This is a genomic window from Streptomyces sp. R11 (assembly GCF_041051905.1).
Taxonomy (GTDB): Bacteria; Actinomycetota; Actinomycetes; order Streptomycetales; family Streptomycetaceae; genus Streptomyces.
The window spans coordinates 354,864-379,653 of record NZ_CP163432.1; the positions used below are offsets into that span (position 1 = coordinate 354,864).

28 protein-coding genes are annotated in these 24,790 nt (G+C 71.1%); 18 read left to right on the top strand and 10 right to left on the bottom strand.

All coding sequences use genetic code 11. The annotated features are described in order from the left end of the window. The first annotated feature begins 41 nt into the window (after positions 1-41). Complete coding sequence (locus tag AB5J55_RS01775) at positions 42-1,097, top strand: zinc-binding dehydrogenase (protein ID WP_369268914.1); 1,056 nt, start codon at positions 42-44, stop codon at positions 1,095-1,097. Here AB5J55_RS01775 and AB5J55_RS01780 read toward each other — a convergent pair. Then, positions 1,074-2,003, bottom strand: a complete 930-nt coding sequence (locus AB5J55_RS01780) for an MBL fold metallo-hydrolase (protein WP_369268915.1) — start codon at positions 2,001-2,003, stop codon at positions 1,074-1,076. The genes AB5J55_RS01775 and AB5J55_RS01780 overlap by 24 nt on opposite strands. A 97-nt stretch (positions 2,004-2,100) precedes the next feature. Here AB5J55_RS01780 and AB5J55_RS01785 point away from each other — a divergent pair, with 97 nt between their 5' ends. The 5 genes from AB5J55_RS01785 (at position 2,101) to AB5J55_RS01805 (ending at position 5,353) form a co-directional block, all read left to right on the top strand. Beyond that, positions 2,101-2,322 carry a hypothetical protein gene (locus tag AB5J55_RS01785; protein ID WP_369268916.1) on the top strand — a complete coding sequence of 74 codons (222 nt, stop codon included), beginning with the start codon at positions 2,101-2,103 and terminating at the stop codon, positions 2,320-2,322. Continuing rightward, positions 2,309-3,724, top strand: coding sequence for an amidase (locus tag AB5J55_RS01790; RefSeq protein WP_369268917.1), 1,416 nt, complete (start codon positions 2,309-2,311; stop codon positions 3,722-3,724). The genes AB5J55_RS01785 and AB5J55_RS01790 overlap by 14 nt, the downstream gene beginning before the upstream one ends. A gap of 35 nt (positions 3,725-3,759) precedes the next feature. Beyond that, positions 3,760-4,323 carry a TetR/AcrR family transcriptional regulator gene (locus tag AB5J55_RS01795; RefSeq protein ID WP_369268918.1) on the top strand — a complete coding sequence of 188 codons (564 nt, stop codon included), beginning with the start codon at positions 3,760-3,762 and terminating at the stop codon, positions 4,321-4,323. Positions 4,324-4,429: 106 nt separating this feature from the next. Beyond that, the gene (locus AB5J55_RS01800; protein WP_369268919.1) at positions 4,430-4,750 is read left to right on the top strand and encodes a GYD domain-containing protein; all 321 of its coding nucleotides are present in this window, start codon (positions 4,430-4,432) and stop codon (positions 4,748-4,750) included. A 102-nt stretch (positions 4,751-4,852) separates the two neighbouring features. Beyond that, positions 4,853-5,353 (top strand): MarR family winged helix-turn-helix transcriptional regulator, encoded by a 501-nt coding sequence (locus AB5J55_RS01805; protein ID WP_369268920.1) that lies wholly within the window; start codon positions 4,853-4,855, stop codon positions 5,351-5,353. A 9-nt stretch (positions 5,354-5,362) separates the two neighbouring features. On the opposite strand, the gene AB5J55_RS01810 is transcribed toward AB5J55_RS01805, so the two are convergent. From AB5J55_RS01810 to AB5J55_RS01835, 6 genes are all read right to left on the bottom strand, one after another. Beyond that, positions 5,363-7,102 carry a PP2C family protein-serine/threonine phosphatase gene (locus tag AB5J55_RS01810; RefSeq protein ID WP_369268921.1) on the bottom strand — a complete coding sequence of 580 codons (1,740 nt, stop codon included), beginning with the start codon at positions 7,100-7,102 and terminating at the stop codon, positions 5,363-5,365. Beyond that, positions 7,099-8,172, bottom strand: a complete 1,074-nt coding sequence (locus AB5J55_RS01815; RefSeq protein ID WP_369268922.1) for a SpoIIE family protein phosphatase — start codon at positions 8,170-8,172, stop codon at positions 7,099-7,101. Before AB5J55_RS01815 ends, AB5J55_RS01810 begins: the two co-directional genes overlap by 4 nt. Beyond that, positions 8,172-8,615: an anti-sigma regulatory factor gene (locus AB5J55_RS01820; protein WP_369268923.1), complete on the bottom strand. Its 444-nt coding sequence runs from the start codon at positions 8,613-8,615 to the stop codon at positions 8,172-8,174. The genes AB5J55_RS01815 and AB5J55_RS01820 overlap by 1 nt, the downstream gene beginning before the upstream one ends. After that, positions 8,612-9,034 (bottom strand): STAS domain-containing protein, encoded by a 423-nt coding sequence (locus AB5J55_RS01825; protein ID WP_369268924.1) that lies wholly within the window; start codon positions 9,032-9,034, stop codon positions 8,612-8,614. Before AB5J55_RS01825 ends, AB5J55_RS01820 begins: the two co-directional genes overlap by 4 nt. Then, complete coding sequence (locus AB5J55_RS01830) at positions 9,031-9,930, bottom strand: STAS domain-containing protein (RefSeq protein ID WP_369268926.1); 900 nt, start codon at positions 9,928-9,930, stop codon at positions 9,031-9,033. Before AB5J55_RS01830 ends, AB5J55_RS01825 begins: the two co-directional genes overlap by 4 nt. 62 nt (positions 9,931-9,992) lie before the next feature. Then, positions 9,993-11,171 carry a PP2C family protein-serine/threonine phosphatase gene (locus AB5J55_RS01835; RefSeq protein ID WP_369268927.1) on the bottom strand — a complete coding sequence of 393 codons (1,179 nt, stop codon included), beginning with the start codon at positions 11,169-11,171 and terminating at the stop codon, positions 9,993-9,995. A 200-nt stretch (positions 11,172-11,371) separates the two neighbouring features. On the opposite strand from AB5J55_RS01835, the gene AB5J55_RS01840 reads away from it, so the two are divergent. Next, positions 11,372-11,806: a MarR family winged helix-turn-helix transcriptional regulator gene (locus tag AB5J55_RS01840; protein WP_369268928.1), complete on the top strand. Its 435-nt coding sequence runs from the start codon at positions 11,372-11,374 to the stop codon at positions 11,804-11,806. A 250-nt stretch (positions 11,807-12,056) separates the two neighbouring features. Here AB5J55_RS01840 and AB5J55_RS01845 read toward each other — a convergent pair whose 3' ends face one another. After that, a complete protein-coding gene (locus AB5J55_RS01845) occupies positions 12,057-12,455 on the bottom strand; it encodes an STAS domain-containing protein (protein ID WP_369268929.1) in 399 nt (132 codons plus the stop codon). 393 nt (positions 12,456-12,848) lie between these two features. On the opposite strand from AB5J55_RS01845, the gene AB5J55_RS01850 reads away from it, so the two are divergent. Continuing rightward, positions 12,849-13,319, top strand: a complete 471-nt coding sequence (locus tag AB5J55_RS01850) for an ATP-binding protein (protein WP_369268930.1) — start codon at positions 12,849-12,851, stop codon at positions 13,317-13,319. A gap of 786 nt (positions 13,320-14,105) precedes the next feature. Here the strand turns inward: AB5J55_RS01850 and AB5J55_RS01855 are convergent. After that, positions 14,106-14,981, bottom strand: coding sequence for an RNA polymerase sigma factor SigF (locus AB5J55_RS01855; protein WP_369268932.1), 876 nt, complete (start codon positions 14,979-14,981; stop codon positions 14,106-14,108). A 376-nt stretch (positions 14,982-15,357) separates the two neighbouring features. On the opposite strand from AB5J55_RS01855, the gene AB5J55_RS01860 reads away from it, so the two are divergent. The 4 genes from AB5J55_RS01860 (at position 15,358) to AB5J55_RS01875 (ending at position 17,646) form a co-directional block, all read left to right on the top strand. After that, on the top strand, positions 15,358-16,191 hold the full coding sequence (locus tag AB5J55_RS01860) for a SigB/SigF/SigG family RNA polymerase sigma factor (protein ID WP_369268933.1): 834 nt from the start codon (positions 15,358-15,360) through the stop codon (positions 16,189-16,191). A 152-nt stretch (positions 16,192-16,343) separates the two neighbouring features. Beyond that, the gene (locus AB5J55_RS01865; RefSeq protein ID WP_369268934.1) at positions 16,344-16,637 is read left to right on the top strand and encodes a DUF5133 domain-containing protein; all 294 of its coding nucleotides are present in this window, start codon (positions 16,344-16,346) and stop codon (positions 16,635-16,637) included. Between the two features lie 49 nt (positions 16,638-16,686). Continuing rightward, positions 16,687-17,058 (top strand): PRC-barrel domain containing protein, encoded by a 372-nt coding sequence (locus tag AB5J55_RS01870; RefSeq protein ID WP_369268935.1) that lies wholly within the window; start codon positions 16,687-16,689, stop codon positions 17,056-17,058. Positions 17,059-17,214: 156 nt separating this feature from the next. Next, positions 17,215-17,646, top strand: coding sequence for an ATP-binding protein (locus AB5J55_RS01875; protein WP_369268936.1), 432 nt, complete (start codon positions 17,215-17,217; stop codon positions 17,644-17,646). A gap of 38 nt (positions 17,647-17,684) precedes the next feature. Here AB5J55_RS01875 and AB5J55_RS01880 read toward each other — a convergent pair whose 3' ends face one another. Continuing rightward, on the bottom strand, positions 17,685-18,125 hold the full coding sequence (locus tag AB5J55_RS01880) for an ATP-binding protein (RefSeq protein WP_369268937.1): 441 nt from the start codon (positions 18,123-18,125) through the stop codon (positions 17,685-17,687). Positions 18,126-18,340: 215 nt separating this feature from the next. Between AB5J55_RS01880 and AB5J55_RS01885 the strand changes: the two genes are divergently transcribed. The 6 genes from AB5J55_RS01885 (at position 18,341) to AB5J55_RS01910 (ending at position 24,779) form a co-directional block, all read left to right on the top strand. Next, positions 18,341-18,643: an ArsR/SmtB family transcription factor gene (locus tag AB5J55_RS01885; protein WP_369268938.1), complete on the top strand. Its 303-nt coding sequence runs from the start codon at positions 18,341-18,343 to the stop codon at positions 18,641-18,643. Then, positions 18,640-19,032 (top strand): VOC family protein, encoded by a 393-nt coding sequence (locus AB5J55_RS01890; protein WP_369268939.1) that lies wholly within the window; start codon positions 18,640-18,642, stop codon positions 19,030-19,032. The genes AB5J55_RS01885 and AB5J55_RS01890 overlap by 4 nt, the downstream gene beginning before the upstream one ends. A gap of 146 nt (positions 19,033-19,178) precedes the next feature. Then, positions 19,179-23,297: a CHAT domain-containing protein gene (locus AB5J55_RS01895; RefSeq protein WP_369268940.1), complete on the top strand. Its 4,119-nt coding sequence runs from the start codon at positions 19,179-19,181 to the stop codon at positions 23,295-23,297. A 9-nt stretch (positions 23,298-23,306) separates the two neighbouring features. Next, complete coding sequence (locus AB5J55_RS01900; protein WP_369268941.1) at positions 23,307-23,525, top strand: hypothetical protein; 219 nt, start codon at positions 23,307-23,309, stop codon at positions 23,523-23,525. A gap of 7 nt (positions 23,526-23,532) precedes the next feature. Further along, entirely contained in the window at positions 23,533-24,225 is a 693-nt protein-coding gene (locus AB5J55_RS01905) for a DUF6338 family protein (RefSeq protein ID WP_369268942.1), read from the top strand. Further along, complete coding sequence (locus AB5J55_RS01910) at positions 24,222-24,779, top strand: hypothetical protein (RefSeq protein WP_369268943.1); 558 nt, start codon at positions 24,222-24,224, stop codon at positions 24,777-24,779. Before AB5J55_RS01905 ends, AB5J55_RS01910 begins: the two co-directional genes overlap by 4 nt. Positions 24,780-24,790 lie beyond the last annotated feature (11 nt).

Consider the following 24,790-nt stretch of genomic DNA (forward strand, 5'->3'; position numbering starts at 1 on the left):
TCGACAGCCCCCGGTGAGGACGGCCCGACTGCCGTCGGCTCATGCGCGCGTTCGTCCTGACCGCGCCCGGCGCGTACGAGGTCCAGGACCTCCCGGCGCCGGTGGCCGCGCCCGGTGAAGTCGTCGTCGACGTCGAGCGGGTCGGCGTGTGCGGAACCGACATGGAGTTCTTCACCGGCGCCATGGCGTACCTCCACCAAGGGCACTCCTCCTACCCGATACGGCCGGGGCACGAGTGGGCCGGGCGGGTCGCGACGGTCGGCGACGGCATCGACCCGGCCTGGATCGGCCGCCGCGTCATGGGCGACACGATGCTGGGCTGCGGCACCTGCCGCCGCTGTCTTCGAGGGCAGCAGCACGTGTGCGAGAAGCGCCAGGAGGTCGGCATCCGGGGCGGGCGGGCCGGGGCGCTGGCGGAGCAACTCGCCGTACCGGCATCCTCGTTGCACGCCTTGCCCGACTCGGTCGACGCGGTACTGGGCGCTCTCGTCGAGCCGGGCGGCAATGCCCTGCGCGCGGCGCAGGCCGCAGCGGCCCGCGCCGGGGACCGTGCCCTCGTCCTGGGGCCCGGGACCATCGGCCTCCTGGTCGCGTTGTTCCTTCGGGCGGCGGGCGCGGAGGTCCACCTGCTGGACCGCCCCGGCCAATCCCCGGCGTTCGCGCATGCCTTGGGCTTCGGGCACGTATGGGACGAGCGGTCCCTGCCGGACCTGCCCTTCGACGCGGTCGTGGACGCCACGAACGCGGCTCATCTGCCGCAGAAGGCAGTGGAGTTGGTCGAACCGGGCGGCCGGGTCGTGTACATCGGGCTGGCCGGTGAGCCGAGCAGGATCGACACTCGCGCGCTCGTGTTGAAGGACGTGACGGCGGTGGGCATCCTGTCGGCCTCGCCCGGCCTGGACGCCGCCATCCGCGCCTACGCGTCCGGAGCGGTCGACCCCAGGCCCCTCGTGGCAGCGACCGTCGGTCTCGACGAGGTCGGCCCGGTTCTCGCGGGTGGGCGGCCGGAGGGTGCCGGGCCCGGCCCCAAGATCCATGTGGACCCCGGCCTGAACGGTGTCACAGCGATCGCGTCAGGCAGCGCGGACGGGCCGTAGCCGATAGGCGTCCCCGTGTGTGATCACATGGCCGGCGGTCGGCGGCGGGAAGTGCGTGCCCAGCACGAGGGTGTCCGTGTCGGCGACGGAGCCGAGCAGCTTGCGGCGCGATTCCTCGGACAGCCGCGGGTCGATGTCGACGCAGGAGCCGATGGCGGGATGGGCGAACTGGACGGGGTGATGGACGGCATCTCCGGTGATCAGCGCCGATTTCCCGCCGTCGGTCAACTGCACGGCGATGTGGCCGGGGGTATGTCCCGGGGTGGGGAGCAGGCGTATGCCGGGGGCGATGTCGGTGCCCTCGGGCTGCACGTCGACGAGGTCGAGCAGCCCTGCCTCCTCGACCGGGATCACGGAGTCGTCGAACATGTGCCGCCGCGGCTCGTCCATGTCGTAGCCGGCCCAGAACTCCCGCTCGATACGGGAGGTGACGTACCGGGCGTGGGGGAAGGTGGGCACCCACTCGCCGTTGACCTCGTGGGTGTTCCAGCCGACGTGGTCGGTGTGCAGGTGGGTGAGGAGGACCAGGTCGACGGAGTCCGGCGGGAATCCGGCGGCCGTGAGGTGCTCGAGGTAGTCGGTCCGCAGGTCGTGCCAGGCCGGGTTCGTACGCGTCTTGCCGTTGCCGATGCCGGTGTCGACGAGCACGCGCAGACCGCCCGCTTCGAAGGCGAAGCTGTGGCTGTCGATGTGCAGGGTGCCTTGGTGGTCGGCGAAGTCGGGGCGCAGCCAGTCGTGCCGGGAGACCACGTCGGTGGTCGCGTCGGGGAGCAGCCAGGGCCCGGTCGCCGCCGGCAGGGGGACCTCGTCGATGCGGTGGACGGTGAGGTCTCCCACGGTCCAGGAAGGGATGGAGCCCGGGGTGGCGGATTCGTCGACCGATGGGGTGCGAGTGGTCCTGCGCATGAGGTTCCTCCTTCTAAACGCAACAGGTTTGCTTTAAGGAACGCTAGGCCCTACGGTCGCTTAAAGCAAACCGTTAGCTTTTACCGGGAGCAGCTTCATGTCCGCCGATGAACTCACGCCGCCGGAGGCAGGCCGCTGGGCCGCCCGTGCCGGGCTGTCCCTGGACGAGGCCCGCCATGCCGGGGTGGCGGCGACCGCCCAGCACATCCATTCCGTCGTCTCGGTCCTGCGGGAACTGGACTTCGGCGACACCCCACCCGACTGCGCCTTCGATGCGGGCCACCGAACCGGAGAGGAGAGGCACGATGCAGCCGTCTGAGCTCTCCCTCGTCGCCGCGTCCGACGCGATACGGCAGCGGCGACTGTCGCCCGTCGAGCTGGTCGACTCCGTCCTGGATCGCGTCGAGCAGGTCGAGCCGCAGCTGGGGGCCTACGTCACGGTGGCGGCCGAGCAGGCCCGCCGGTCAGCGGTCGCGGCCGAGCGTGAGGCTGCGACAGGCCGCTTCCGGGGCGCGCTGCACGGGATCCCCATGAGCCTGAAGGATCTGATCGATGTCGCGGGCCTGCCGACGACAGCCAGCTCCCGGGTCCGCGCCGGCCACCGCGCCGACTCCGACAGCACGGTGGCCGCACGCCTGGCGGCTGCCGGCGCGGTCCTGGTCGGCAAGACCCACACGCACGAGTTCGCCTACGGCCTGACCACCCCGCAGACACGAAACGCCCGGGACCAGGGCCGGGTCGCCGGCGGCTCCAGCGGCGGGTCGGCCGTCGCCGTGGCGGCCGGGACCGCGACCTTCGCCCTGGGCACGGACACCGGCGGGTCGATCCGGGTGCCCGCCGCACTGAACGGGGTCGTCGGCCTGAAGCCGACGTACGGCCTGGTCCCCCGCCATGGTGTGACGTCGCTGTCCTGGTCGCTGGACCACGTCGGCCCCCTGACGCGCACGGTGGCGGACGCTGCGGTGGTCCTGTCCGCCCTGGCCGGACACGACCCCCGGGACCCGGCCTCACTGCCCGTCCCGTCCGGGAACTACGGGCACGGCGCCGGCGGACCGGGAGCGTCGAGCCCGGACCTGACGGGGGTGCGCGTCGGAGTACCCCGCAACTACTACTTCGACCGCGTCGACCCGCAGGTCGAGACCGCGGTCCGGCGGGCCATCGACCGGTTCAAGGAGCTCGGCGCACGGCTCGTCGAGGTCGAGATCCCGATGACGCGCTACATCCAGGCGACACAGTGGGGCCTGATGGTTCCCGAGGCCACCGCCTACCACGAGCGGACGCTGCGTGCGATGCCCGACCTGTACGGGGCGGACGTACGCATCCTCCTCGAAGCCGGCGAGCTGATGCCCGCCGGGGACTATCTGCGCGCCCGGCGCGCCCGGACCCTGATGCGGCAGGAATGGGCACGGCTGCTGGACGGGGTCGACGTGATCGCCGCCCCGACGGTCCCGACGACCGCGGTGCCGGCCGGCCAGGAGACGCTCACCTGGTCCGACGGCACGGTGGAGAGCGTCTCCGACGCCTACGTACGCCTCTCCGCCCCCGCCAACATCACCGGCGTACCCTCACTGTCCGTACCCGTCGGCAACGACGGCGCCGGGATGCCGATCGGCATGCAGCTCCTCGGACGCGCTCTCGGGGAGGCCATGCTCCTGCGGGTCGGTCACGCGTACGAGCTGAGCGTGCCCGCCCGCGAGACCCAGGCCACTGAAGGGCTCTAAAGCCAAGAATTCGCTTTAGTGGATACAATCCCTGTATGGCTCGCAGACAGATGGTGCGTCCGGGCGGGCGCAGCGCCCGGGTTCAGGCGTCGGTCCACACCGCGGTACGCGAACTCGCCTCGGAGGTGGGGCGGGACGCCCTGACCGTGCCGCTCGTCGCCCAGCGCGCGGGCGTGACGCCGTCGACGATCTACCGCCGCTGGGGCGACCTGCAGGAACTCCTGTCGGACGTCGCCGTCGAGCGCCTGCGCCCGGAGACGGCGCCGGAGGAGCACGGTGACCTGCTCTCCGACCTGACGGCCTGGGCCGAGCAGTTCCTGGACGAGATGGCCTCCCCCGCGGGCCGCGCCTACATCCGCGACGCCCTGCTCGGCGACCCGGACGGCAGCAACGCCGGTCAGTGCTCGGACTACGCGGCCGACCAGATCGGCGTCATCCTGGGCCGCGCGGTCGAGCGCGGGGAAGCCGCTCCCGACGTCGAGACGGTCATCGACCGCGTCGTCGCGCCCCTGATGTACCGCATCCTCTTCCGCCCGGACGGACTGGACGCCGCCTACGCCCGTCGCCTGGTGGCGAGTTCTGCCGGCGCAGGGGCGTGAAGTCCGGCTGGCCAACGAGTGAATCCACCCGCGCGGGGAGCGGCAGCCGCCGTTGGACGGGAAGGCCGTGCTTGTCACCGACAAGCGATGGTCAGGGAGCGTCCCGATGCCGAAGTACCTCATCCAGGCGACCTACACGCCCGAGGGCACCAAGGGGCTGCTCAAGGAGGGCGCGAGCGGCCGTCGCGCCGCTGTCGAACAGGTGGTCACCGGACTCGGCGGCACGGTCGAAGCCATGTACTTCGCCTTCGGTGAGCACGACTTCGTGTGCATCGTCGACTTCCCCGATCCCGTCTCCATGGCCGCTGTCAGCCTCACCGTGAAGGCCAGTGGCGCCCTCCACACCCGGGCCACGCCCCTGTTGACCCTTGAAGAGATCGACGAGGCGGCGCGGCGGCAGGTCCCGTTCCGGGCCCCCGGCAGGTAGGCCGCCGAGTGGGTGAAGGTTTACCTGTGTACTCTCCCGCGCTTCGGGTAGGCCCCAACTTTGATGGAGCCCAGGCCTGAGTCGACCGAGAGAGAACTCTTCGTGGGCCGCGAACCGGATCCCGAGAGCCCCTCGGACATCGTCGGACGGCAGTTCGTCGATGCCGTGGAGAACCTGGTGTCGCTCTGGTTCTCGGCCGTCGAGGAGGTCAGTCCGCGGCTGCCGCCGCGACACATACGCGCCCTGAGGGCCGTACGCCGTCGGCCGGCGCTCAATGTCACCGCCCTGGCCGAGCATCTGCGGGTCGGGCTTCCCACTGCCAGTCGGCTCTGCGACCGGCTCGAGAACGCGGGGCTGCTGCGGCGATGCGTGGAGCCCGGCGACCGGCGTGAGGTGCACCTGGAGTTGACGGCCCAGGGGCGGACGTTCCTGGGGGACGTCACCGAGCGGCTGTCGCTGCGGCTGGCCACCGCCTTCGACGGCGTCCCTGCCGCGCAGCGCGCGCGGCTCGAACAGGCACTGCGCGCCTTCCATGAGGGCGGACTCCCCGACGCCCCGGAACCGGGACCGGAACCCGGTGCGCACGCCGGGCCCGAACGCTGAGCGCGTCGCTCAGGCCTCCGCCGACCGCCGCCGGGCGTCGCCGTGCACGTGGCACAGCAACAGGCATACGTCGTCGTCGTGTTCGGAGTCGTGCAGCAGCGGGTGCAGAAGCCGGTCGGCCGAGGCATCCAGTTCGTCTTCGAGTTCGGCCGGGCGGAAGTCACCCAGTACCTCGGCGAGTCGCTGGATGCCGGGGTCGATGCCGTGGGCGCGGCGTTCCACCAGCCCGTCGGTGTACAGCGCCAGAGTCGATCCGGGCGGAAGCGGCACGGTGTGGTCGCGGATCTCCTGTTTCAGCGGGATGCCGAGCATCGCGCCGGGCTTGGCGTCGAGCGTGTGCACCTGGCCGTCGGGGGTGCGCAGCACGGGTGGCGGATGGCCGGCGGCGGCCCAGGTGAGTGTGGGGTCGTCCGGGTGGAAGCGCGCGATGACCGCGGTGGCGTAGAGGTCGAGGCGCAGGCGGTGCAGGAACAGGTGCAGTCGCGTGAGGAGTTCGCCGGGGCTGCTGCCGTCGACGGCGTAGGCGCGCAGCGCGGTGCGCAGCTGGCTCATCATCACCGCGGCGTGCAGCCCGTGGCCGGTGACGTCCCCGATGACGGTGATCAGGCTGCCGTCGGGCTGGCGGAAGGCGTCGTACCAGTCACCGCCGATGTTGAGGCCCCGGGTGGCCGGGAGGTAGCGCGCGGCCAGGGTCAGGCCTTCTGTGGTGGGCAGGTCGGTGAGCAGGGCGCGTTGCAGGGTCTCGGCGATGTCCCGGTTGTGCTCGAAGCGCCTGGCGTTCTCCAACGCGATGCTGGCTCTTCGGGTCAGCTCGATGAGCATGACGGCGTCGTCGGCGTCCCAGCGCTCGTCGGGCGCCGACAGGGTGAGGACGCCCTGCGAGGTCCGGCGGGAGAGCAGAGGGATGCACAGGAGGGGGCGGCCGGGGTCGAGGGCCGAGGGCGGCCGGTCGTCGACGCCGGGCAGGCCGCCGGGGTGGTCGGCGGCGTACTGCGGGCGCCCGCGGCGGGCGGCGAGGACGGCGGCGGCCGGATGAGGGCCGCTGCGCAGCGCGTCGTCCACACCGTCGAACAGCCAGACGTCGACGCTGCGCGCGTATCTCGGCACCAGCAGGGCGGGCAGGAGCCGCACAATGGCCTCGGGGTTGAGAGAGGCCGTCAGGGCGGCGCTGGCATCCGCCAGGAAGGTCAGTCGGCCGCGGGCGTTCTCCGCCTCCTTGCGGGCCTTCTGCTCGGCGTCGAACAGCTGGCGCTGGGCACGGCCGGCTGCGTCCAGGTCCGCGTGCAGGGCCAGCACGCCCTGGTTGGTCTGGTGGAGTTCCTCGCGGTGGAAGGCGACCAGCGCCTCCTGCTCGTCGAGCCGCTCCAGCAGCAGGGCCGCGTCCTCGTCGGCACCGAACAGGGCCTCGGCAAGCGTCGCCGGATCGTCGGCCGCGTGCTCGCCGCCGGAGACGTCCGCGTCCTCGGCGCAGGGGACGGACGCGCGCCACGGGGGCTGCCGGTCCTCGGTGCGACGCTTGGCCGGGGCCACCTCGACGTTGAAGTCGCCCCCGCCGGGTGACAGGGCCGTTGCCACGTCGACCCGCCAGTCACCGCCCTTGGTCAGGCACTGCTTCAGCTGTGCGGTGAGCGCGGTGACCAGGCGGGTGCGCTCGACGGGGGGCACTCCGCATGCGGCGGCCAGCCGCGCCGTGGCGATCCGGGCCTGCGCGGCGTCGGTGATGCTGCGGACGTACCAGGTGCGGGTCATGACGAGCGGTCCGGAGGGCAGGGGCTCAGCACGACGACGGCGGTGTCGTCGCGTACCGGCCGGGCGGCGCTGCTGGCGTCCCGCACGATCGAGGCGGCGATCACGGCGGGGTCGAGGGACGTCGGGGCGTGGACGGCCGGGCCGGGACTCCAGCGGCTCGGCAGGCCGTCGCTGTGCAGGACCAGGAGGCAGTCGTCCGTCCAGGTCTCCTGGCGCGCGGGCAGGTGTGCGGGGAAGTGGGCACCGACGATGCCGGGGTGCGAGACCAGTCCGTGCCAGCTGTCGCCGCGGCGCAGCCGGGCCCCTACGTTGCCCACTCCGGCGAAGTGGAGCCGTCCGGCGGTGACGTCGAGGTGTGCGACCGCCACGGCCGCGCCCCTGGTGTCGCGCAGCGCGCCGTGCAGCCGCCGCAGCAGGTCGGCCGGTGGCAGGTGCGGCGCGGTGCGCACGGCCTCCACCGCGGCGGAGGAGGCCCGGGCCGCCAGGGGGCCGTGACCGAGGCCGTCGGCCAGCATCAGCGTCACGCGGTCCGACGTCCGGACGCACGCCCAGGCGTCGCCGGAGAACTCCGCAGCCGCGAGGGGGACGTTGACTCCCCCGGCCCGCACCGGGAGCGGGCCGGAGTGCGGGGCGGCGGTGTCTCGCCTCGGGCCGGGACCGACCCTGGCCATGACGATCGTTCCCCGGCCGGGTGTGCTGTGCAGTCCGAAGTCGTCGGCCGTGCGCAGGCAGGTGCCGAGACCGGCACCGAGGGAGGCGGTGGTCGAGTAGCCGTCACGCAACGCCGCGTCGCTGTCACGCATGCCCGGCCCGTGGTCGACGGCCATGATCTGCACCATGGAGATCCTCTCGTCACCGTAGGCCGGAACGGGTGGGCCCACGAGGTCGAGCAGTATCTGCCCGCCACCGGCGTGCTTGAGCAGATTGGTGGCGAGTTCGGTTGCCACGAGCTCGGCGCCGGCGACCCGGTCCTCGGCGAGCCCTACCTGGCGGGCCGCGGCCCCGGCCGCCACGCGGACGTCGCGTACGCGGGTCGAGTCGTGCACCGGCACCTCCCAGACGCGCGGCATCAGGGCGCCTCTCGAGGACGGGGCGGCCCGGAGATCCAGGACGTCACCGTCACGGTGGTGCCGCTGCCACGGCTGCTGTCGATGGAGAACTCGTGGACCAGGCGCCGGGATCCGCCCAGTCCCATCCCGAGCCCCTCACCGGATGTGTAGCCGTCGCTCAGGGCCTGGTCCAGATCGCCGATGCCGGGTCCCTCGTCGCTGAAGACGAGACGCAGCCCCTGCAGCCCGCCGCTGGTCACCTCCGTGCACTCCATCTGTCCCCCGCCGCCGTGCACGAGGGCGTTGCGCGCCAGCTCACTGGCCGCCGTGACGAGTTTGGTCTGCTCGACCAGGCCGAACCCGAGTTGGGCGGTCACCTGCCGCACATGCTGCCGCACCCGCACCAGATCGAGGTCCGAGTGGATCGGCAGGCAGGCGGAGACGCTGCCGGTGCTGTGGGTCACGAGCGCTCCAGGCGTGCACGCCCGCCGCGGGGCAGGACCGAAACCTCGGCGCCGAGCAGGTGCATGGCGTCCTCGGTGCTGAGGGCGGTGCGCAGCCCCGGCAGGGTCAGGCCGAGTTCCACCAGGGTGATGGCCACCGCCGGGCGCATCCCGGCGACCACGGTCTGAGCCGCCAGCAGCCTGGTCATGGCCGCGATGTCACTGAGCACGCGGCCCATGAAGGAGTCGACGATCTCGACACCGGACAGGTCGATGACCACACCGGTGACCGTGCTGTCGGAGACCGTCTCGCCGATGTCCTGCCGGAGCCGCTCCGCCGTGCTGTCGTACAGGTCGCCCTGGAGGGTGACCAGAAGGACCCCGCCGAGCCTCAGTACGGGCACATGGCCTTCGTACGGGAAGGTGGCCACGCCCGTCACCGGGGCTCCACGGCCGATGTGGGGTTCGGCACGATGTGGGCGCCCTGCTGCTGCAGGGCGTAGGCCAGAGCGTCGGCGAGACTGGCTCGGGTGAGCACGTCGCTCAGGTCGATGCCGAGGTGGACGATGGTCTGCGCGATGGCAGGGCGGATTCCGGAGACTATGCACTCCGCTCCCATGAGTCGCGCCGCCGCCACGGTCTTCATCAGGTGCTGCGCCACCAGGGAGTCGACGGTGGGCACTCCGGTGATGTCCAGGATGGCGATGCGGGCGTGCTGCTCGACGACTGCATCCAGGAGCGTCTCCATCACCACCTGACTGCGCGCGCTGTCGAGCGTGCCGATCAGCGGTACGGCGACGATACCTTCCCACAACTTGATCACGGGGGTGGCGATTTCGAGCATTTCGAGCCGCTGACGGTTGATGAGTTCCTGCCCGGCGACCGTCGCCGTCTCCTGCATCACCAGGCGCAGTGTGCCCATCAGCACGGTCAGGGCCGTCGTGCACTCCCGCACATGCTCGGCGGGTGCCTCGGCGAGCTCGTCGAGCAGGAGGTCGGTGACGGGCACTCGCAGCGCGTCCAGCTCGGCCGAGATCTGCCCGAGGGTGGCGCCGGCCCGCGCCCGGGACTGCGCCGTACGCGCCAACTGCTCGCGGACGACCGTGAACCCGTCCGCCTCCGAGTCTTCGACACGCCTCGACGTGGCCACCGCGGCAAGCGCCTCCACAACGGCCCGGCCGGCTTCCACCGCCTCGTCCCGGGAGACGGTGAACACGGTGCGGAACAGCGCCGCGTCGGCCCAGCGCTGCGCGATCTGCTCCCTGCGCTGCCGCAGGAAGTCCCCGACCTCCTCAGCCGGATCGGTCTGGTCTTTTGCCGCTTGCTGCTCCGGCACGTACTTCCCTCCTCATACGGTGTGCGCTGCCCCGAACGCACGGGGAGCGCCGGACGGTACGGTCACGATGCCTGCCGAGGCCCGAACCAGTCCAGGCAGACCACCAGCGCATCGTCGTCGGGCACGGGTGTGCCGCGGTGACCTGCCAGTTCCCTCAGAACGGCGCGGGGGACCTCGGCCGCGGGCAGCAGGCTGGTGGACACGATGGCCCGGGCGAGCGCGCGCTCCCCGTACCGCTCACCACCGGGTGCGGCGACGGCGTACACCCCGTCGCTGGCGAAGACGAGCCGGTCCCCGGGCTCGATTTCGACGTCGAGCTGCTGGGCGGTGTAGTCCGTCTCCTCGAACATGCCGAGGGGCAACTGCTCCTCGAACTCGACGGCGGTGACGGTACGGCCGCGCAGCCGCAGCATCTGCGGGGAGCCCGCGTCGACGACCTGCAGCCGGCCCGTGCGCAGGTCGAGGTCTAGCAGGAGCACGGACAGGTGGGCGTCTCCCCGGTACTGGGCGTAGACGGCCTGGTCGGCGAGTGCGGCCTGGTCCGCGATGGACAGGCCCGCACGCCGTGCGTTGCGCAGCGCGTTGATGCCCAGGTTGGTCAGCAGGGAGGCCTCGATGCCCTCGCCCATGCCGTTGGTGATGTAGAGCATCAGGCGGTCGGCGTCCGCGGACCAGTCGAAGTTGTCGCCGAAGATCGCGTAGGCGGGTTCCAGTTGGGCGCCGACCGCGTATTCGGGGCGGGTGCAGGAGCGGCCCGGCAGGAGTTGCCACTGCATCTCCGCCGCCAGGGTGAGCCGGTCGGTGCGGCGCGCCCGGACGTACACATCGGTGTCCCGGTCGGCGACGACCACTTCGTGCCCCAGCACCTTCGCCACCTCGGCCAGTTCGTCCAGGCACTCGTCGGCCCGGGCTGCGGAGGGCATCGTAACCGCCAGGACGCCCAGCCGGTCGCCCCGCACGGTAACCGGCAGGTGCAGGCGCACCCGGCCGTCAGCCAGCTTCTCGACGAAGGGTTCCTGGGACCCGAAGGCCCGACCCGCGGGAGTGCCGTAGGCCGGCACGGACTCGGGCGGGTTCGGTGCCGTGTGGACGGCCTGGAGTGTGTGGAGGCTGTAGTCGGCCAGGTAGAGCTGGACGGTCTTCGCCGCGTAGTCGTCGCACAGTACTTCGCGGACCGCGTCCACCAGTTGGTGCGGGGCCGCGGAGCGAAGTGCCCGCTCGGCTGCCACGAATCTGTTCACGATGCTGGATACGCCATTCCTGTCACAGTGACGGCGCTGGACCCGCGCTGCCGCGGACGCCGCCCGTCGGTCCTTCTTGTCCGTATCTAGTGTTCTGCACGTATTGTCCGAACCGGTGGGCTGACAGTGCCCGTGAAGCCTGAAAGAGTGGCAGCGTGACTTCCTTCAACTCGCAACCGCGGCCGGACGAGGTGGCGCGTGTGACCTCCGAGGCGGCCGAGTTGCTGGAGGTCTTGTGGGGCCGGGCCTCGACCGCGCCGGTGTCCGCCTCTCAGATTCGCGTGCTGTTCATCCTGGAGCACAGCGACGGCATCAACCTGCGCATGCTCGCCGAGGCCCTCGGCTCCACGCCGCCGTCGACCAGCCGGCTGTGCGACCGCCTGCAGGCGGTCGGCTTCGTAGAGCGGGCGCCCAGCGCCTCCAGCCGCCGCGAGCTGCGGCTGCACCTGAGCCGTCGCGGACGGACCTTTCTGACCGAGCTGCGCGCGCGACGCGAGGCCGCGCTGCAGTCCGTGCTGGAGCAGATGCCCGCCACCAAGCGGACCGCTCTGCTGGAGGGCCTGGAGGCGTTCTGCGCCGCGGCGTCCGCGGAGATCCACGAAGGCGACGAAGCCTCCGACGCCAGGAGCGCCTGAATCCCGCCGACGCCGTGATGCGGCGCCTGGACAGGGCTGGGTACGCGCCGCCGCCCGGCGACGCGGACCGCCGTCGTTGCTGACCGGCACGTTCCGCACCCCTCCCACACTTGACTCGCTCACTCTGTTGCCTCATGGCCATAGTTGTCAAACGGCAACTGTTGGGCATGCGGGTGCGGCTCGCGATCGATGAACTGCCTCTTCGGGCAGCGGTCTTCAGTCCGTAACAGTCATCGTTCCGAAGCGGCCATCACTCCGCCGTCGCGGCCGGGGGCCCGGGATTCGGCCCCGCGTCCGCGGTGGCGAGCGCCTCCTCGACACTCCCCACGATCGGGACGGTGATGCTGACACCGGTGAGATCCATGATCCGCCGGACGGCGGGCGTCGGGGAGATCACATACACACCCCCCGGAATCTCCCTCACCTCCTGATACGCCCGCAGCACGATGTTCATGCCGGACGAGTCCATGAAGGGGACGCCGGCGATGTCGAGCAGGAAGTGGCGTCGGCCATGGTGCAGCTGATTGGCGAGGTGATGCTGCAACTCGGTCGCTGTATCCATGTCCAGGTCGCCCTCGACCGTTAGCAGCACGGCATCCTCGCGGGGCACTTCCACCTTGATCGACAAGGGATTCTGGGCAACGGACACAAGTACCTCCACAGGCGTTGGCGATCGTGACGGGTGCCCCGACGAACGGATTCAATGCATCGTGGAGCGAAGAATTCCCGGCAACCGGCCGATCGCGCCTCTCGCGGGCCCGTCGCAGGCGGTTTCGGGCATGACGCTCCTGTGCTGCACGCGTGTTGACCGTCCGTCGATGCGTTCGGCCGCCTACCCCCGAATCTCCCCAGCACACGGGGCACGTGCGAGCGAGTGGTACCCCGTCACGTTTCCGGGTGCCGCTTCTGACTGCTTTTGCGTGCAAGGGCTGGGCGGACGGTTTGGCGGGCGGTCGACGGGTCACGCGATTAGGGAGACATCACAGGATGTGGAGGAGGGAAGGGAACTCGGGCCTCCTCGCCTCTGTCAGGGAGCGTAAGGATGAGTGAGCAGTACCGGACCGGTGTCACCAAGAGCTCAGCGAGCGCAGGCCGTGTGCGCCGGGGGCCGCGGAGTCCAGCGGAGGCGCGCGGCGCTGTGCGGCAGGTCCTGTCCGAACAGTCGCACGCCCGCGGCGCCGCCTGCGAGCCGGACACCCTCTCGGACGCCCTGCTGGTGGCGTCGGAACTGACGACGAACGCGATGCTGCACGGCGGCGGCGTCACCGGCTTCGACGTCGAGGTCGTCGGCGAGGACCTGTATCTGTCCGTCAGCGACCGCGAGCGCCGCCGGCCGGTCGCCCTCGACCCGATCGACCGCCACGGCCGCCACCGCTGCGGAGGCCGCGGCTGGCCGATCGTCTGCAGGCTGTCCCGCACGGTGCTGGTCTCCGACCTCCCGACGGGCGGCAAGCGCGTCACCGCGGTGCTGCCGCTCCCGACGGAGTGCCGGGAGCGGGTCAACAGGGTCTGACGTGGCTGGGTCGGCTTGCCGACCTGATCGGGCGGGGCGCAGGTGGTGGGCCGAGCCGGGGAGGCTGCCGTGGCCGACGAGGTTGGCCGGGGCGACGCGGACTGGCCTCCGTGCCGACGGAGGAGACCGGTGGGTCGGTGCGATGGGGCCGGTGCGGCGACGGGACGGACCTGGGGGTCAGTGCGATGGGGCCCGGTGGGCCGACGGGACTGACCGGTGGGCTGGCGCGGAGAGGCCGGCGAGCCAACGGGACGGGGCAGTGGCCGGTGTAGTGGGCCCGGTAGGCCGCGGGAGAGGCGGCGGGCCGACAGGACGGGCCAGTGGCTGGCGTCATGAGCCGGTGGACCAGCGGGAGAGGCCAGTATCCGGCGCGGAGAGGCCGGTGGGCCGGCGGGGCCGGGAGCGGACAACAGGGCTCGACGCGGTCGGGTCGGCTACCGAACGGCCCGACGCGGGCGGGTCCGCTACCGACCTGATCGGATGGCGCACGGATGAGGGCCACCCCAGAGAGGCTGCCGCAACCGACGGGGACTGGCCGAGCGCCGGCGCGGCGAGGTCGGTGAGCCGATGGAACAGGCCGGTGGGTCGGCGCGATGAGGCCGGCGGTCCGACTGGACATACCGGTGCCCGAGGGCCGACAGGCCGAGGGCCGACAGGCCGAGGGCCGACAGGCCGAGGGCCGACAGGCCACTTGGCCGCGGCCCACGTTTGCTGATGCCACTCATGCGAACCGGCCGACGCCCAGCTGGGCGTCGGCCGGCAACCTCAGAATCAAGATGCTCGGGGTCAGGCGACCCCGGGTTCCAGCAGCCCCGCGCGCAGTTGCTTGATGATGCGGCTGATGAGGCGGGAGACGTGCATCTGGGAGACGCCGATCCGTTCGGCGATCTGCGCCTGGGTGAGCTCCTCGACGAAACGCAGATGGATGATCCGGCGCTCCCGGTCGTCCAGCCCGGCGATCAGGGGCGCCAACGAGTGGAAGTCCTCGACGAGTTCCAGCGAGGGATCCTCCTCGCCGAGCAGGTCGGCCAGAACGGACTCGCCGTTCTCGGCGTCGGAGGTGACGGCCGCGTCGAGGGAGGCGGACTGGTAGCAGTTGGAGGCCTTGCGGGCCTCGATCACCTCTTCCTCGGAGAGGGACATCAGCTCCGAGAGTTCGCGGGTGGTCGGCATGCGGCCCAGCCGGGAACTGAGTTCCTCGGTCGCCTTCGCCAACTCGGCACGCGCCTCCTGCAACCGGCGCGGCACATGGACCGCCCAGCTCGTGTCCCGGAAGAACCGCTTGATCTCGCCGACGATGTACGGGACCGCGAACGTCGTGAACTCGACCTCCCGAGAGACCTCGAAGCGGTCGATGGCCTTGATCAGCCCGATGGTCCCGACCTGGACCACGTCCTCCAACGAGTCCCCACGCGTGCGGAACCGCGAAGCCGCGTACCGCACGAGCGAGAGGTTCATCTCGATCAGCGTGTTACGTACGTACTGGTATTCGTGCGTGCCCTCTTCCAGCATGACCAGTCGGTCGAAGAACTGACGCGACAACTGACGTGCGTCCTGAGGGCTCACCCTCGTCGGATCCTCGACCAGCGGCAGCGCCGCCCCCTGCGTCGTGACCGTCTCCTGTGCCGTGGCCGTTGCCTGCGCCACCGTCACGGCTGCCATGCTGCCCTCCCGATCGCCGGAACCTGCTTTCGGTTCCCCGCGTGCCCGAGTTCTCGCGACTCACTCCTCTGCTGTCGTAAGGATCGCGGCACGAAAGCAAGTTCTGGCGTGAAGTCGCCCTTGAGAACGGCCGATCCGGCCACCGAGTCCGCGGATGCACCGGAGGGGCGCCGGCACTCCGTCGCCCACCGGCGTCGGAATCGGACGGCCCTTCTACGTCCGTTCGTTTGCGTGGTGAGTTGCGGGGCATGCGGATTTTCGTGCTTCGGACCAGAGGCGCCACGGTGCGAGAGGTGTGACCGCTCCAGGGCCTTCGTGCCCTATGCACCGTTTCCCACGGAGATTCCCTGAGAACGTCGTTCAGGAGCTGTTCCTCATGCTGGTTGAAACGTCCGCACATGGTTCCGACATCTCTGCCCGCCCCCGCGTGTCCGGCGGACGCGTCCACGACGACGCCCCCGACACCGCGGCCGACTTCACCCGGCTGGCCGCTCTGCCCGAAGGGCCCGAGCGCGACGCCGTCCGCGACGAACTGGCCCGGGCCTGGCTGCCCATGGCCCACCGCATCGCCGGCCGCTTCCGCAACCGCGGTGAGTCGCTGGAGGATCTGCGTCAGGTCGCGGCCCTCGGGCTGGTGAAGGCGATAGACCGGTTCGAGCCGGGGCGAGGAGCCTTCGAGAGCTACGCGGTGCCCACCATCACGGGCGAGATCAAGCGGCACTTCCGCGACCGGATGTGGGCTCTCAGGGTTCCCCGTCGCGTCCAGGAGCTGCGCAACAAGGTACGGGTCGCGCGCCGCGACCTCGTCACGACCTCGGGCGGCTCCACCCCCTCGGTCGCCGAGGTCGCCGCCCACGCGGGAATGACAGAGGAAGAGGTCAAGGCGGGGCTGGAGGCGCTGGACAGCTTCAGCACCCTGTCCCTCGACGCCGAGATGTCCTCCAGCGACGACGGCTTCAGCCTCGCCGACACGATCGGCAGCAATGAGGAGGCGTACGACGTCGTCATAGACCGGGAGGCGGTGAAGGAGGGGCTGCGGCGGCTTCCCGAGCGCGAGCGCGCCATCCTGTACATGCGGTTCTTCGAGGACATGACGCAGAGCCGTATCGCCGAGCAGCTGGGGATCTCCCAGATGCATGTCTCCCGCCTCATCAGCCGGTGCTGCGCGCAGGTACGGGAAGAGGCGCTCGACCGGGGGAACCGGTCCTGAGGCCACGCCGGCAGCAACCGCACCGCATGCGTGCGTGCGACGCAACAGTCGGCCCCTCGCGAGGCCTTCCATCGCCCATTGCTTTCCATGCAGGCCCGGCCGCCCCGCTCGGCGGCGGGCACCACGATCACTTCATCCGGGAGCGGATACCCATGCTGATGCCCCATCCGGCGATGCTGCGCAGACTCGTCGAGGAGTACGAGGCGCTCGTGGCCCACGACAGCGACCTCGAGGCCGGCACCGGTCGGCGTGACCTGCGCGCGCAGGACCTGGCCTACACGCTGTGCGTGTCGACCGGCACCCGCGAGGTGGGCAAGGCCCTGGAGGTGGCCCGTCACATGCTCGCCGCCGCGCACGACCCCGTTGCGGCGCAGCTGAAGCGACACGTGATCACGGCGGGCCTGGACGAGCCTTCGGCGGCGCAGGGACCGGCGGTGGTCGGCTGAGATGCACCAGGGGGACACGGCTCGGAGCGGCAACGGAGAGGGAAGCGATGTGAGCACCGACAGAATCTGGTCGTACCGTCCCGGGAGCGGCCACCAGGAGGGGCGGACGCTCACCGGGTTCAAGGTCGAGGCGACCGACGGTGTCATCGGCCATGTGGACCGCCAGGGCGACGGCACTCCCCTGCGCCACCTGATCGTCGACACGGGCGTATGGGTTTTCGGCAGGAGTCTGCTGGTCCCCGCCGGGATGATCACCGGCATCGACATGGCGGCCCGTTCGGTCACCGTGGGGTGCACCCGCGAGGAGGCCAAGGCGGCGCCCCGTTTCAGCACGGACCGCGAGACGCTCGATCCCGAGTACCTGTCCGCCGTCGGTGCGTACTACGCGACTTTGCGCCATGATTCGGGCGAGTCCGGGTAGCAGAGCCGCAAGAACACGGTCGGACGACGAGGAGCGGAGACAACGACGTGCGAGGAATGGTGAAGTGACGGGAGCCGCAATCTTCTTGGTGCGCACCTGTGATGCTCAGGGAGTGACGGGCATTCCGCAGGCAGCGTACGAGCAGCCGTGAAGCCGATGGAACGCCGTCCGTCCGGGGACGTCGGGACCGCGCCCGCCAGGCCGGTCCCGATCACCAGCGCGGCGGCGGCGCGGAGCTATGTGCGGTCGGTCGTGGCGGAGGGATGGCGCGCACCGTCCGGCCCGGCGGGTGAGCGGGCCGTCACGGATCTCCTGCTGGTGGTGTCGGAACTGGTCACCAACGCGATCCGGCACGGCGGCGGCCTCGCGGGGTTCGAGGTGACGCTGCTGCCCGATGCCGTGCACCTGAGCGTGCACGACTACAGCGACGCCGTGCCCTCCGCGGCCTACGGGCCCGGCACGCTGCCGCTCGTGCATGAGGGCAGCGGATACGGCTGGCCGCTGATCATCCGCCTGACCCGCGAGATCAGCATCGAGCGCCGCCGGGAGGGCGGCAAGACGGTCAGCGTGCTGGTGCCCCTGGCGTGAGGGGCCGAGGTGAGAGGCCGCCCGCCGAGGCGGGCGCCTCACCAGGGAAGGAACGCGTGCACGTCCTTGCCGTCGTCGCGCACCACCACGCTCACCTGATCGCACAGCGTGTGGATCAGGTACCAGCCGATGCCGCCGCCGGTGCCATTGCCGGGGTGGAACGGACGCGGCTCGGGTGGCGTGGTGCTGGTGTCACTGAACGTCACATGCACACCGTCGAACGTCCTGCGCAACATGAGCCGCAGCGGCCCCGGTGCGTACTGGATCGCATTGGCCGCCAGCTCGCTGACGACCAGCAGGATGTCGTCCCGGTACTCGGGCGTCGTCGGCGGCACCGACCGCGCGAGCGTGGTCAGGAACTCCTCCGCGCTGAGGCGGGCTCTCGTCACATCGCCAAATCCCCCGTCAAGCCTGACCTCCCAGTCCTCGATCTCTTCGGACGACGGTTTCTTCCCGCCCCCACGCGATTCGGTCGCCATCACACCTTCTTCGGCCCGCTGTCGTTGGCCGCGTGACTCTGTCGTGCATCTTTCTCACCGCTGCTGGTTCCCAGGCTGAGCACGGATACGCGTACGGAACGGTAGGAGCCTGCGGGACATCGCGGAAGAGGGAGGCCACGGGGCCTGCTGCGCCGGCTCTGGATGCGGCGCATCCCGACTTGATAGGCAAGCGGCGACTTGCCTATGCTGGGGTCGTGGCCGACGACCTTTTCAAAGCCTTGGCCGACCCCACCCGCCGCACGATTCTCGACGAGCTCACGGAGAAGTCCGGGCAGACACTGTTCGAGATCTGCGCGCGGCTGAGCATGAAGCATCAGCTCGGCATCTCGCGTCAGGGGGTCTCCCAGCACCTGGCCGTGCTGGAGGCCGCCGGGCTCGTGGAGACCAGGCGGGAGGGCCGCTACAAGTTCCACGACCTGAACACGGCCCCGCTGCGGCAGATCACCGAGCGATGGCTCGTGCCCGACCCATCCGGACCCGAGGAGAGCACCCCATGAAGATCCACCTGACCAGCGTCTTTGTCGACGACCAGGCCAAGGCCGAGCACTTCTACACCGAGATCCTGGGCTTCGTGAAGAAGCACGACGTCCCGGTGGGCGAGAAGGACCGCTGGCTGACCGTCGTCTCACCCGACGAGCCCGGCGGCACCGAACTCCTCCTGGAGCCCGCCGGCCACCCGGCCGTGAAGACGTATCGCGACGCCCTCGTCCAGGACGGCATTCCCCTCGCCCAATTCGCCGTCGACGACGTCCACGCGGAGTACGAACGCCTGAGCAACCTCGGCGTCCGCTTCACCCAGGAACCCGTGGACATGGGCCCCGTCACCACCGCAGTCCTCGACGACACCTGCGGCAACCTGATCCAGATCGCCACGGAGCCGCAGTAGGCGGTCGGCCCCCGCGATTCGGCGGGCCCTCCCTCAGGACAGGGCTCTTCGCCCCCGGCCCTGGCCGAGACATCTCCCAACGCGTCGTACAACTCCGGCTGTTAGCTTCTGACTGACGTGGCGTCACAGTTGGGGGGCGGACGGGCATGCAGGACCGGAGTCCAGCGGAGCGGATCGCCGGGTTGCGGCGGCGCATCGACGCCTACGAGAGCGGCGCAGGGGCTCCCGCCGTGCTCGGGCCGCAGGCCCTCGACGATGCCTACGCGGTGCTCGGCCTGCTCGACGGGCCCGAGGTGGAGGCGGCAACGGCGGAGGTGCTGGCCTGGTTCTTCTGGTACCGGCAGCGGGAGAGCTCCGACCCGGAGGACGCCCAGCAGGCGGCCTGGGCCGCCGTACGGCTCTTCGTGCTCATCCATGAGGGCGTACCGGACGCGGCGACCCCGCCGGAGCTCGACCGGATGCTCGCCGTGCACGACGCCGCTCTGGCCATGAATCCCGTCCAGGCCCGTGAGCTGGTCGACTGGGCGGTCGCGGCGCCCCAGCCCGAACCGCTGTACGGGGCGTTGGAGGTACTCGAAGCGGCGCAGGACATCGCCGGGCGGACTCCGGGGGCGCCCGACGAGCCCGAGTTCCAGTTCCTGTACGGGTATCTGCTGCGGACCAAGTTCGAACGTGAAGGCGTACGGGAGGATCTCCTTGACGCACTCACGGCGTTGCGGGCGGCCACCTCGCGCCCGCCGCCGAACGCCGAAAGGCGCGGCGTGTGGTTCGCCAACCTGGGGCACGCCCTGATGCTCGCCTACCAATACGCGTACGAGGACTCCCTGGCGGCGGCGGTGTCGGCCCTGCGTACGGCACTCACCGGTCTGGCACCGGATTCCCGGGAGCGGCTCATCTGTCTGCAGAACCTCGGCTCGGCGTTGCTGCTCGGCAACGAGTGGGGCGAGGCCGCGGCCGTGCTCGTGGAAGCCGAAGCCACCGCGCCGGACGGGAGCGTCACCCAGGCGGAGATCCGCAGCAACCTCGGGCAGGCGCTCTTCGCCCGCTACGAGGCGCACGGCAGCCACGACGATCTGACGGCGGCCCTTCAGGCGCTGCAGGCGGCGCACGGCGCCGAGTTGCCCGAGCCGTACGGCGCCAGGGTACGGGCCGCGAGCGCGCCGATGGTCGGCTTCGCTCTGCTCGCCCGGGCCTGCGCTCCCGGAGCAGTCACCGAGGCGGCTGCTGAGCTGGACGCCGCGGAAGAGGTGGTGGGGGGCGCCCTGCGGGAGGCCGCTGCTGATGGCGACGGCTCGGCGGGAGCGAGTGACCTGGGCAGCGGCCCGGCCGACGCCCCGGACCTGAGCGGTAGTCCGGCGCAGGCGCCCGGCCCCGACATGCGGGGACGCGCTCTGGCGCCGAACCGGCAGATCGCCCAGCTTCTCCACGTGCGCGCCCGGATCCGCTACGAGCGCCACAGGATCACGGGGGACGGAGCCGATCTCGACGCAGCGGTGCAGGACTCCGAGGACGCACTCCACTCGGCCGCGCTCTCTCCTTCGCACCGGGCGGTGGCGCAGCATGTTCTGGCCAGCGCCCTGCGGGACCGGTTCGTGCTGGGCGGCGTCCTCGCGGACATCGACCGGGCCGTCGAAATGGCCCGTCAGTGCCTCGCGATCGATGAGGAAACGGAACCGTCCCCGACGGCACGGCTGCACTTGCTCGCCGACGCCCTTGTCCGCCGCGGACAGAGCACAGGAGCCCGGACCGACCTGGACGAAGCCGTCGCCCTGTGCACCGAGGGCTCGGCCGCTGCGCCGGGCACCGGGCCGCCCGAACTGCTGGCTGTCCGGGGCAGCGCCCTGCACAGCCGTGCCCTGGTGGCCGGTGACAGCGTCGATCTGGACGTCGCGATTGCCGTGTACCGCAGGGCAATCGACTCGTCGTACGGCCTTGACGCAGACCCGCCCGGTACGGACCGCACTCGGCCGGATCCCGACCCGAACCCCGCGCGGTCGGGTCTGTGCCTCGCTCTGGAGCACCGCTTCGAGCGCTTCGGCGCACGCTCCGACATCGACGAGGCGGTCGCTCTTGCCGAGGCCACCGTGCGGGACGCCCGGACGCGCGACCGATGCGTCGCCCTCAACCTGCACACCATCGCCCTGCGCAACCGGTACGTGCGCTACCGCGACCCCGCCGACCTGGACGCCGCAGTCGAGACCGGCATCGCCGCCGTCGAGGCGACTCCACCGGCGCACTACCAGCGTCCGGCCCACCTCTCCAACCTGGGCCTGACGCTCTTCGAACGGTTCGAGGCGACCCAGGACATGGCCGACATCGACGCGGCTGTCGACACGTTGCGCGCGGCCGTGGACGCCCTGCCGCACAGCCACGCGCACCGCCCCGGACTGCTGACGAACTGGGCGCTCGCCCTCGCACAGCGCCATGAGCGCACCGCCCGGTGGCAGGACGCGGAGCAGGCGATCGAAGCGGTCGGGAACGCACTCGACTCGCTCGCCGAAGACCATCCGGACCGCGCCGCCCAGCAGTACCTCCTGGCCGGCCTGTTGCGCGCAAGGGGAACCTCCCGGTGGTCGGCCGAGCGCGCCGCGGAGGACCTGACCGCCGCCGACGAGGCCCTGCGAGCGGCGGCGGCCACACCGGGAGCACCGCCAAGCGTGCGCATGGCGGCACTGCGCCTGGGTGCCGAGGCGCAGACGGACCCGGCGGCCGCGCTCGAACGCTACGAACAGGCCGTGGACTGCCTGCAGTTGCTCGCCTGGCACGGGCTGAGCAGACGCGACCGCGAGGACCATCTCAGCGCCATCGACTCGCTCACCCAGGACGCCGCTGCGGCCGCGCTCGACGCAGGCCGCCCGCAGCGCGCGGTCGAACTCCTCGAACACGGCCGCTCCGTACTGTGGAACCACGCCCTGGACACCGGCGCCGACCTGTGGGACCTGCGCGCCACCGCACCTCACCTCGCCGAAAGAGTGGAGACGTTGCGTACCCAGCTGCGGCTGCTCGATGTGCCGGACGCGGTGGTGCAGCGACCCGGCGACGTCTTCACCTCCCGAACACCGAGCCCACAGGCGGACCGGGGTATCGCCCTGGGGCACGAGTGGGACGCTCTGATCGCCACGATCCGCAAGGATCTGCCGGGCTTCGAGGATTTCATGCGGCCACCCGGGTTCGAGAGTCTGCGCACGGCGGCGGCCGAAGGCACCGTGGTCCTGCTCAATGTCTCCAAGCGCCGCAGCGACGCCCTCCTGCTGACCTCCGACGACCTACGGGTCGTCCCGCTCCCACAGCTCTCCCCCGGCCTCGCGGAGCAGCAGATGGCCTGGTACCTGTCGGCCCTGCTGTACTACGACGAACCCGAGATGACCCTCGAGAAGCACGCCATGCTCGAGGAGTCCATGGCGCTCACACTGAACTGGCTGTGGCACTCGGTCGCCGAACCCGTCCTGGACGCGCTGGGTCACACCGACTCCCCGTCCCGCGACGGCCGTTGGCCTCGGATCTGGTGGTGCCCCACGGGCTCGCTCGCCTTCCTGCCCCTGCACGCGGCGGGCCAGCACCTGCCGGCTCCCGTGCCGGATGCGTGTGTGCTCGACCGGGTCGTCTCCTCGTACACCCCGACCCTTCGGGCGCTGATCCGCAGCCGCGCCCAGGCTCCCGCGCGGGGCGAGCGCAGGCGCATGCTGATGGTGGCGATGCCCGAGACCCCGGGCCGCAGGCCCCTCCCCAACGCGGCATACGACATGGAGCAGATCAGTGAGTCCTTCGCCGGCAGGTGCACGGTGCGCTCCGGCGCTGCGGCCACCCGCGAGACGGTGCTCACCGACCTCGCCACGCACGCGTGGGCACACTTCTCGTGCCATGGGGATCAGGAGCGCGGCGACCCGTCGCGCAGCGGCCTGTATCTGCACGACGGTTGTCTGACGGTCGCCGACATCGCACAACTGAGACTGGAACAGGCCGAGTTCGCGATGCTGGCGGGTTGCAGGACGGCGGTGAGCGGCTTCATGCTGCCCGACGAGGCGATCCATCCCGCCGCGGCGCTACAGGTCGCCGGCTACCGGCACGTCCTGGCCACGATGTGGAGCGTCAACGACCGCATCGCGGGGGAGATTGTCGACAGCGTGTACGAAGCCCTCGTGCGTGAGGGCGAGTTGGCGGCCGAGGACTGTGCGACGGCCCTGCACCACGCGGTGCGGGAGTTGCGAGCCAAGCCCCGGATGCCGCTGGTGGGCTGGACGCCCTTCATCCACCACGGACCGTAGGAGGCACCCATGGCAGACGAGGAAACCGGGCCGCGGCCGAAACGCAGACGCCCGCCGCTGGACGACGGCGAATCGGTGATCGTGTACGGCGACAACCGGGGCGGACAGGCCGTCGCACCGGGCGCAGCGGTCCCGACCCCGGTCTCCCAGCGCCCCGCGGCCCCGCCGAGCGCGCTGCCGCAGCAGCCGGACGCCGCGACCTCCGAACCGGACGGGCAGGAGGACTAGCGCCCCCATGCCCAGCACCTTCCTCGGTCTGGTCCTGCTCGTGGTGTGTCTCGTGCCGGGTTTCGTGTACTCCGCGGCACGCGACACCGTGCTGCCCGAGCGGACCTCGTCGGCGTTTCGCGAGACGACCCGGGTGGTCCTGGCGAGTCTCGCCCTCGACACGCTCGCCCTCGCGGTGTTCGGCGCGCTGCGAGCGACGGCGCCCGGCATCACCCCGGACGTGGGGCGCCTGGTCCGCGAGGGGTGGGGCTACGCACGGGACCACTATCTGGCGCTGGCCTGGTGGTCGCTGGCAGTCCTCGCTGTCGCGGCCGTCTTGGGGGCGGGTGCGGCCCGGCTGCTGCCACGCGGCGCCGGACCGGTCACCGTTGAGTCGTCCTGGTGGCTCCTGCTCGGCCGCTACCCCGCCGAGGCCGGTGCCAAGTCCGCGTACGTCGGTTGCGAACTGGTGGACGGCTCGTATCTCGGCGGCACGCTGAAGCACTTCGCGCACCAGGCGGAGGAGACCGGGGACCGTGAACTGGCCCTGGTCGCCCCGCTCGAATACCGCCCGCAGCCCGGACAGCCCGTACGGCCCCTCACCGGGCATCAGTTGGTGTCGGTGAGTGCCAGGCAGATCAAGTTCCTGACCGTCACCTATCTGGACCACGTTCCGACCGACGCACCGCGGCCCGAGCCGCGAGGGGAGAGCACAGCATGAGCGAGTTTCCCTACGCCTTCCACGTCGAGCTCCACCGCACCTTCGGGCTCCGCCTGGAACCGGGTCCGGTCGTGGGTCCCGACCCCGTCGAAGCCGCTCTGTCCGGCCACCGCCTGGGCATACGGCTGCGCCCCACGGGACCTGATCAGGCGTCGATCGTGGGACTTGCCGCGGAGATCACCGACCGGTTGCCGCCGACCACACGCAGCGTGATGACCGACGACGTCCTGGAGCCCTGGGAGCCGGACCTCGCCCTGCTTCTCGACACCAACCCGCCCGAACTACGGATGCTGCCGAGCGCGCCGCCCCTGTCCAGCACCGAACCCATCCACTCCCTCGACCTGGCACCCATCACCGCCGACCTCCGCGTCACCCGCTGGCTGCTGCGCGTCCAGGTCAACTGCGCGGGAGAGCTCTACGAGCATGTTCATCCGCTGTACGCGACGGCCACCACGAACATGCTGGAGATCGTCGGCGACCGGAGGAGTCCGATGCTGCCCGACCAGGTCGCGCCGACCCACTGGCACGGGCCGGAACACCGTTCGGCCCGGTGAGGGGATCAGCC

Coding starts and splice junctions, on each gene's coding strand:
- AB5J55_RS01895 (WP_369268940.1), top strand. CDS start 19,179: ATGCAGGACCGGAGTCCAGCGGAGCGGATCGCCGGGTTGCGGCGGCGC.
- AB5J55_RS01815 (WP_369268922.1), bottom strand. CDS start 8,172: ATGCCGCGCGTCTGGGAGGTGCCGGTGCACGACTCGACCCGCGTACGC.
- AB5J55_RS01900 (WP_369268941.1), top strand. CDS start 23,307: ATGGCAGACGAGGAAACCGGGCCGCGGCCGAAACGCAGACGCCCGCCG.
- AB5J55_RS01810 (WP_369268921.1), bottom strand. CDS start 7,102: ATGACCCGCACCTGGTACGTCCGCAGCATCACCGACGCCGCGCAGGCC.
- AB5J55_RS01775 (WP_369268914.1), top strand. CDS start 42: ATGCGCGCGTTCGTCCTGACCGCGCCCGGCGCGTACGAGGTCCAGGAC.
- AB5J55_RS01780 (WP_369268915.1), bottom strand. CDS start 2,003: ATGCGCAGGACCACTCGCACCCCATCGGTCGACGAATCCGCCACCCCG.
- AB5J55_RS01860 (WP_369268933.1), top strand. CDS start 15,358: ATGCTGGTTGAAACGTCCGCACATGGTTCCGACATCTCTGCCCGCCCC.
- AB5J55_RS01865 (WP_369268934.1), top strand. CDS start 16,344: ATGCTGATGCCCCATCCGGCGATGCTGCGCAGACTCGTCGAGGAGTAC.
- AB5J55_RS01875 (WP_369268936.1), top strand. CDS start 17,215: ATGGAACGCCGTCCGTCCGGGGACGTCGGGACCGCGCCCGCCAGGCCG.
- AB5J55_RS01850 (WP_369268930.1), top strand. CDS start 12,849: ATGAGTGAGCAGTACCGGACCGGTGTCACCAAGAGCTCAGCGAGCGCA.
- AB5J55_RS01905 (WP_369268942.1), top strand. CDS start 23,533: ATGCCCAGCACCTTCCTCGGTCTGGTCCTGCTCGTGGTGTGTCTCGTG.
- AB5J55_RS01890 (WP_369268939.1), top strand. CDS start 18,640: ATGAAGATCCACCTGACCAGCGTCTTTGTCGACGACCAGGCCAAGGCC.
- AB5J55_RS01880 (WP_369268937.1), bottom strand. CDS start 18,125: ATGGCGACCGAATCGCGTGGGGGCGGGAAGAAACCGTCGTCCGAAGAG.
- AB5J55_RS01790 (WP_369268917.1), top strand. CDS start 2,309: ATGCAGCCGTCTGAGCTCTCCCTCGTCGCCGCGTCCGACGCGATACGG.
- AB5J55_RS01800 (WP_369268919.1), top strand. CDS start 4,430: ATGCCGAAGTACCTCATCCAGGCGACCTACACGCCCGAGGGCACCAAG.
- AB5J55_RS01910 (WP_369268943.1), top strand. CDS start 24,222: ATGAGCGAGTTTCCCTACGCCTTCCACGTCGAGCTCCACCGCACCTTC.
- AB5J55_RS01785 (WP_369268916.1), top strand. CDS start 2,101: ATGTCCGCCGATGAACTCACGCCGCCGGAGGCAGGCCGCTGGGCCGCC.
- AB5J55_RS01855 (WP_369268932.1), bottom strand. CDS start 14,981: ATGGCAGCCGTGACGGTGGCGCAGGCAACGGCCACGGCACAGGAGACG.
- AB5J55_RS01795 (WP_369268918.1), top strand. CDS start 3,760: ATGGCTCGCAGACAGATGGTGCGTCCGGGCGGGCGCAGCGCCCGGGTT.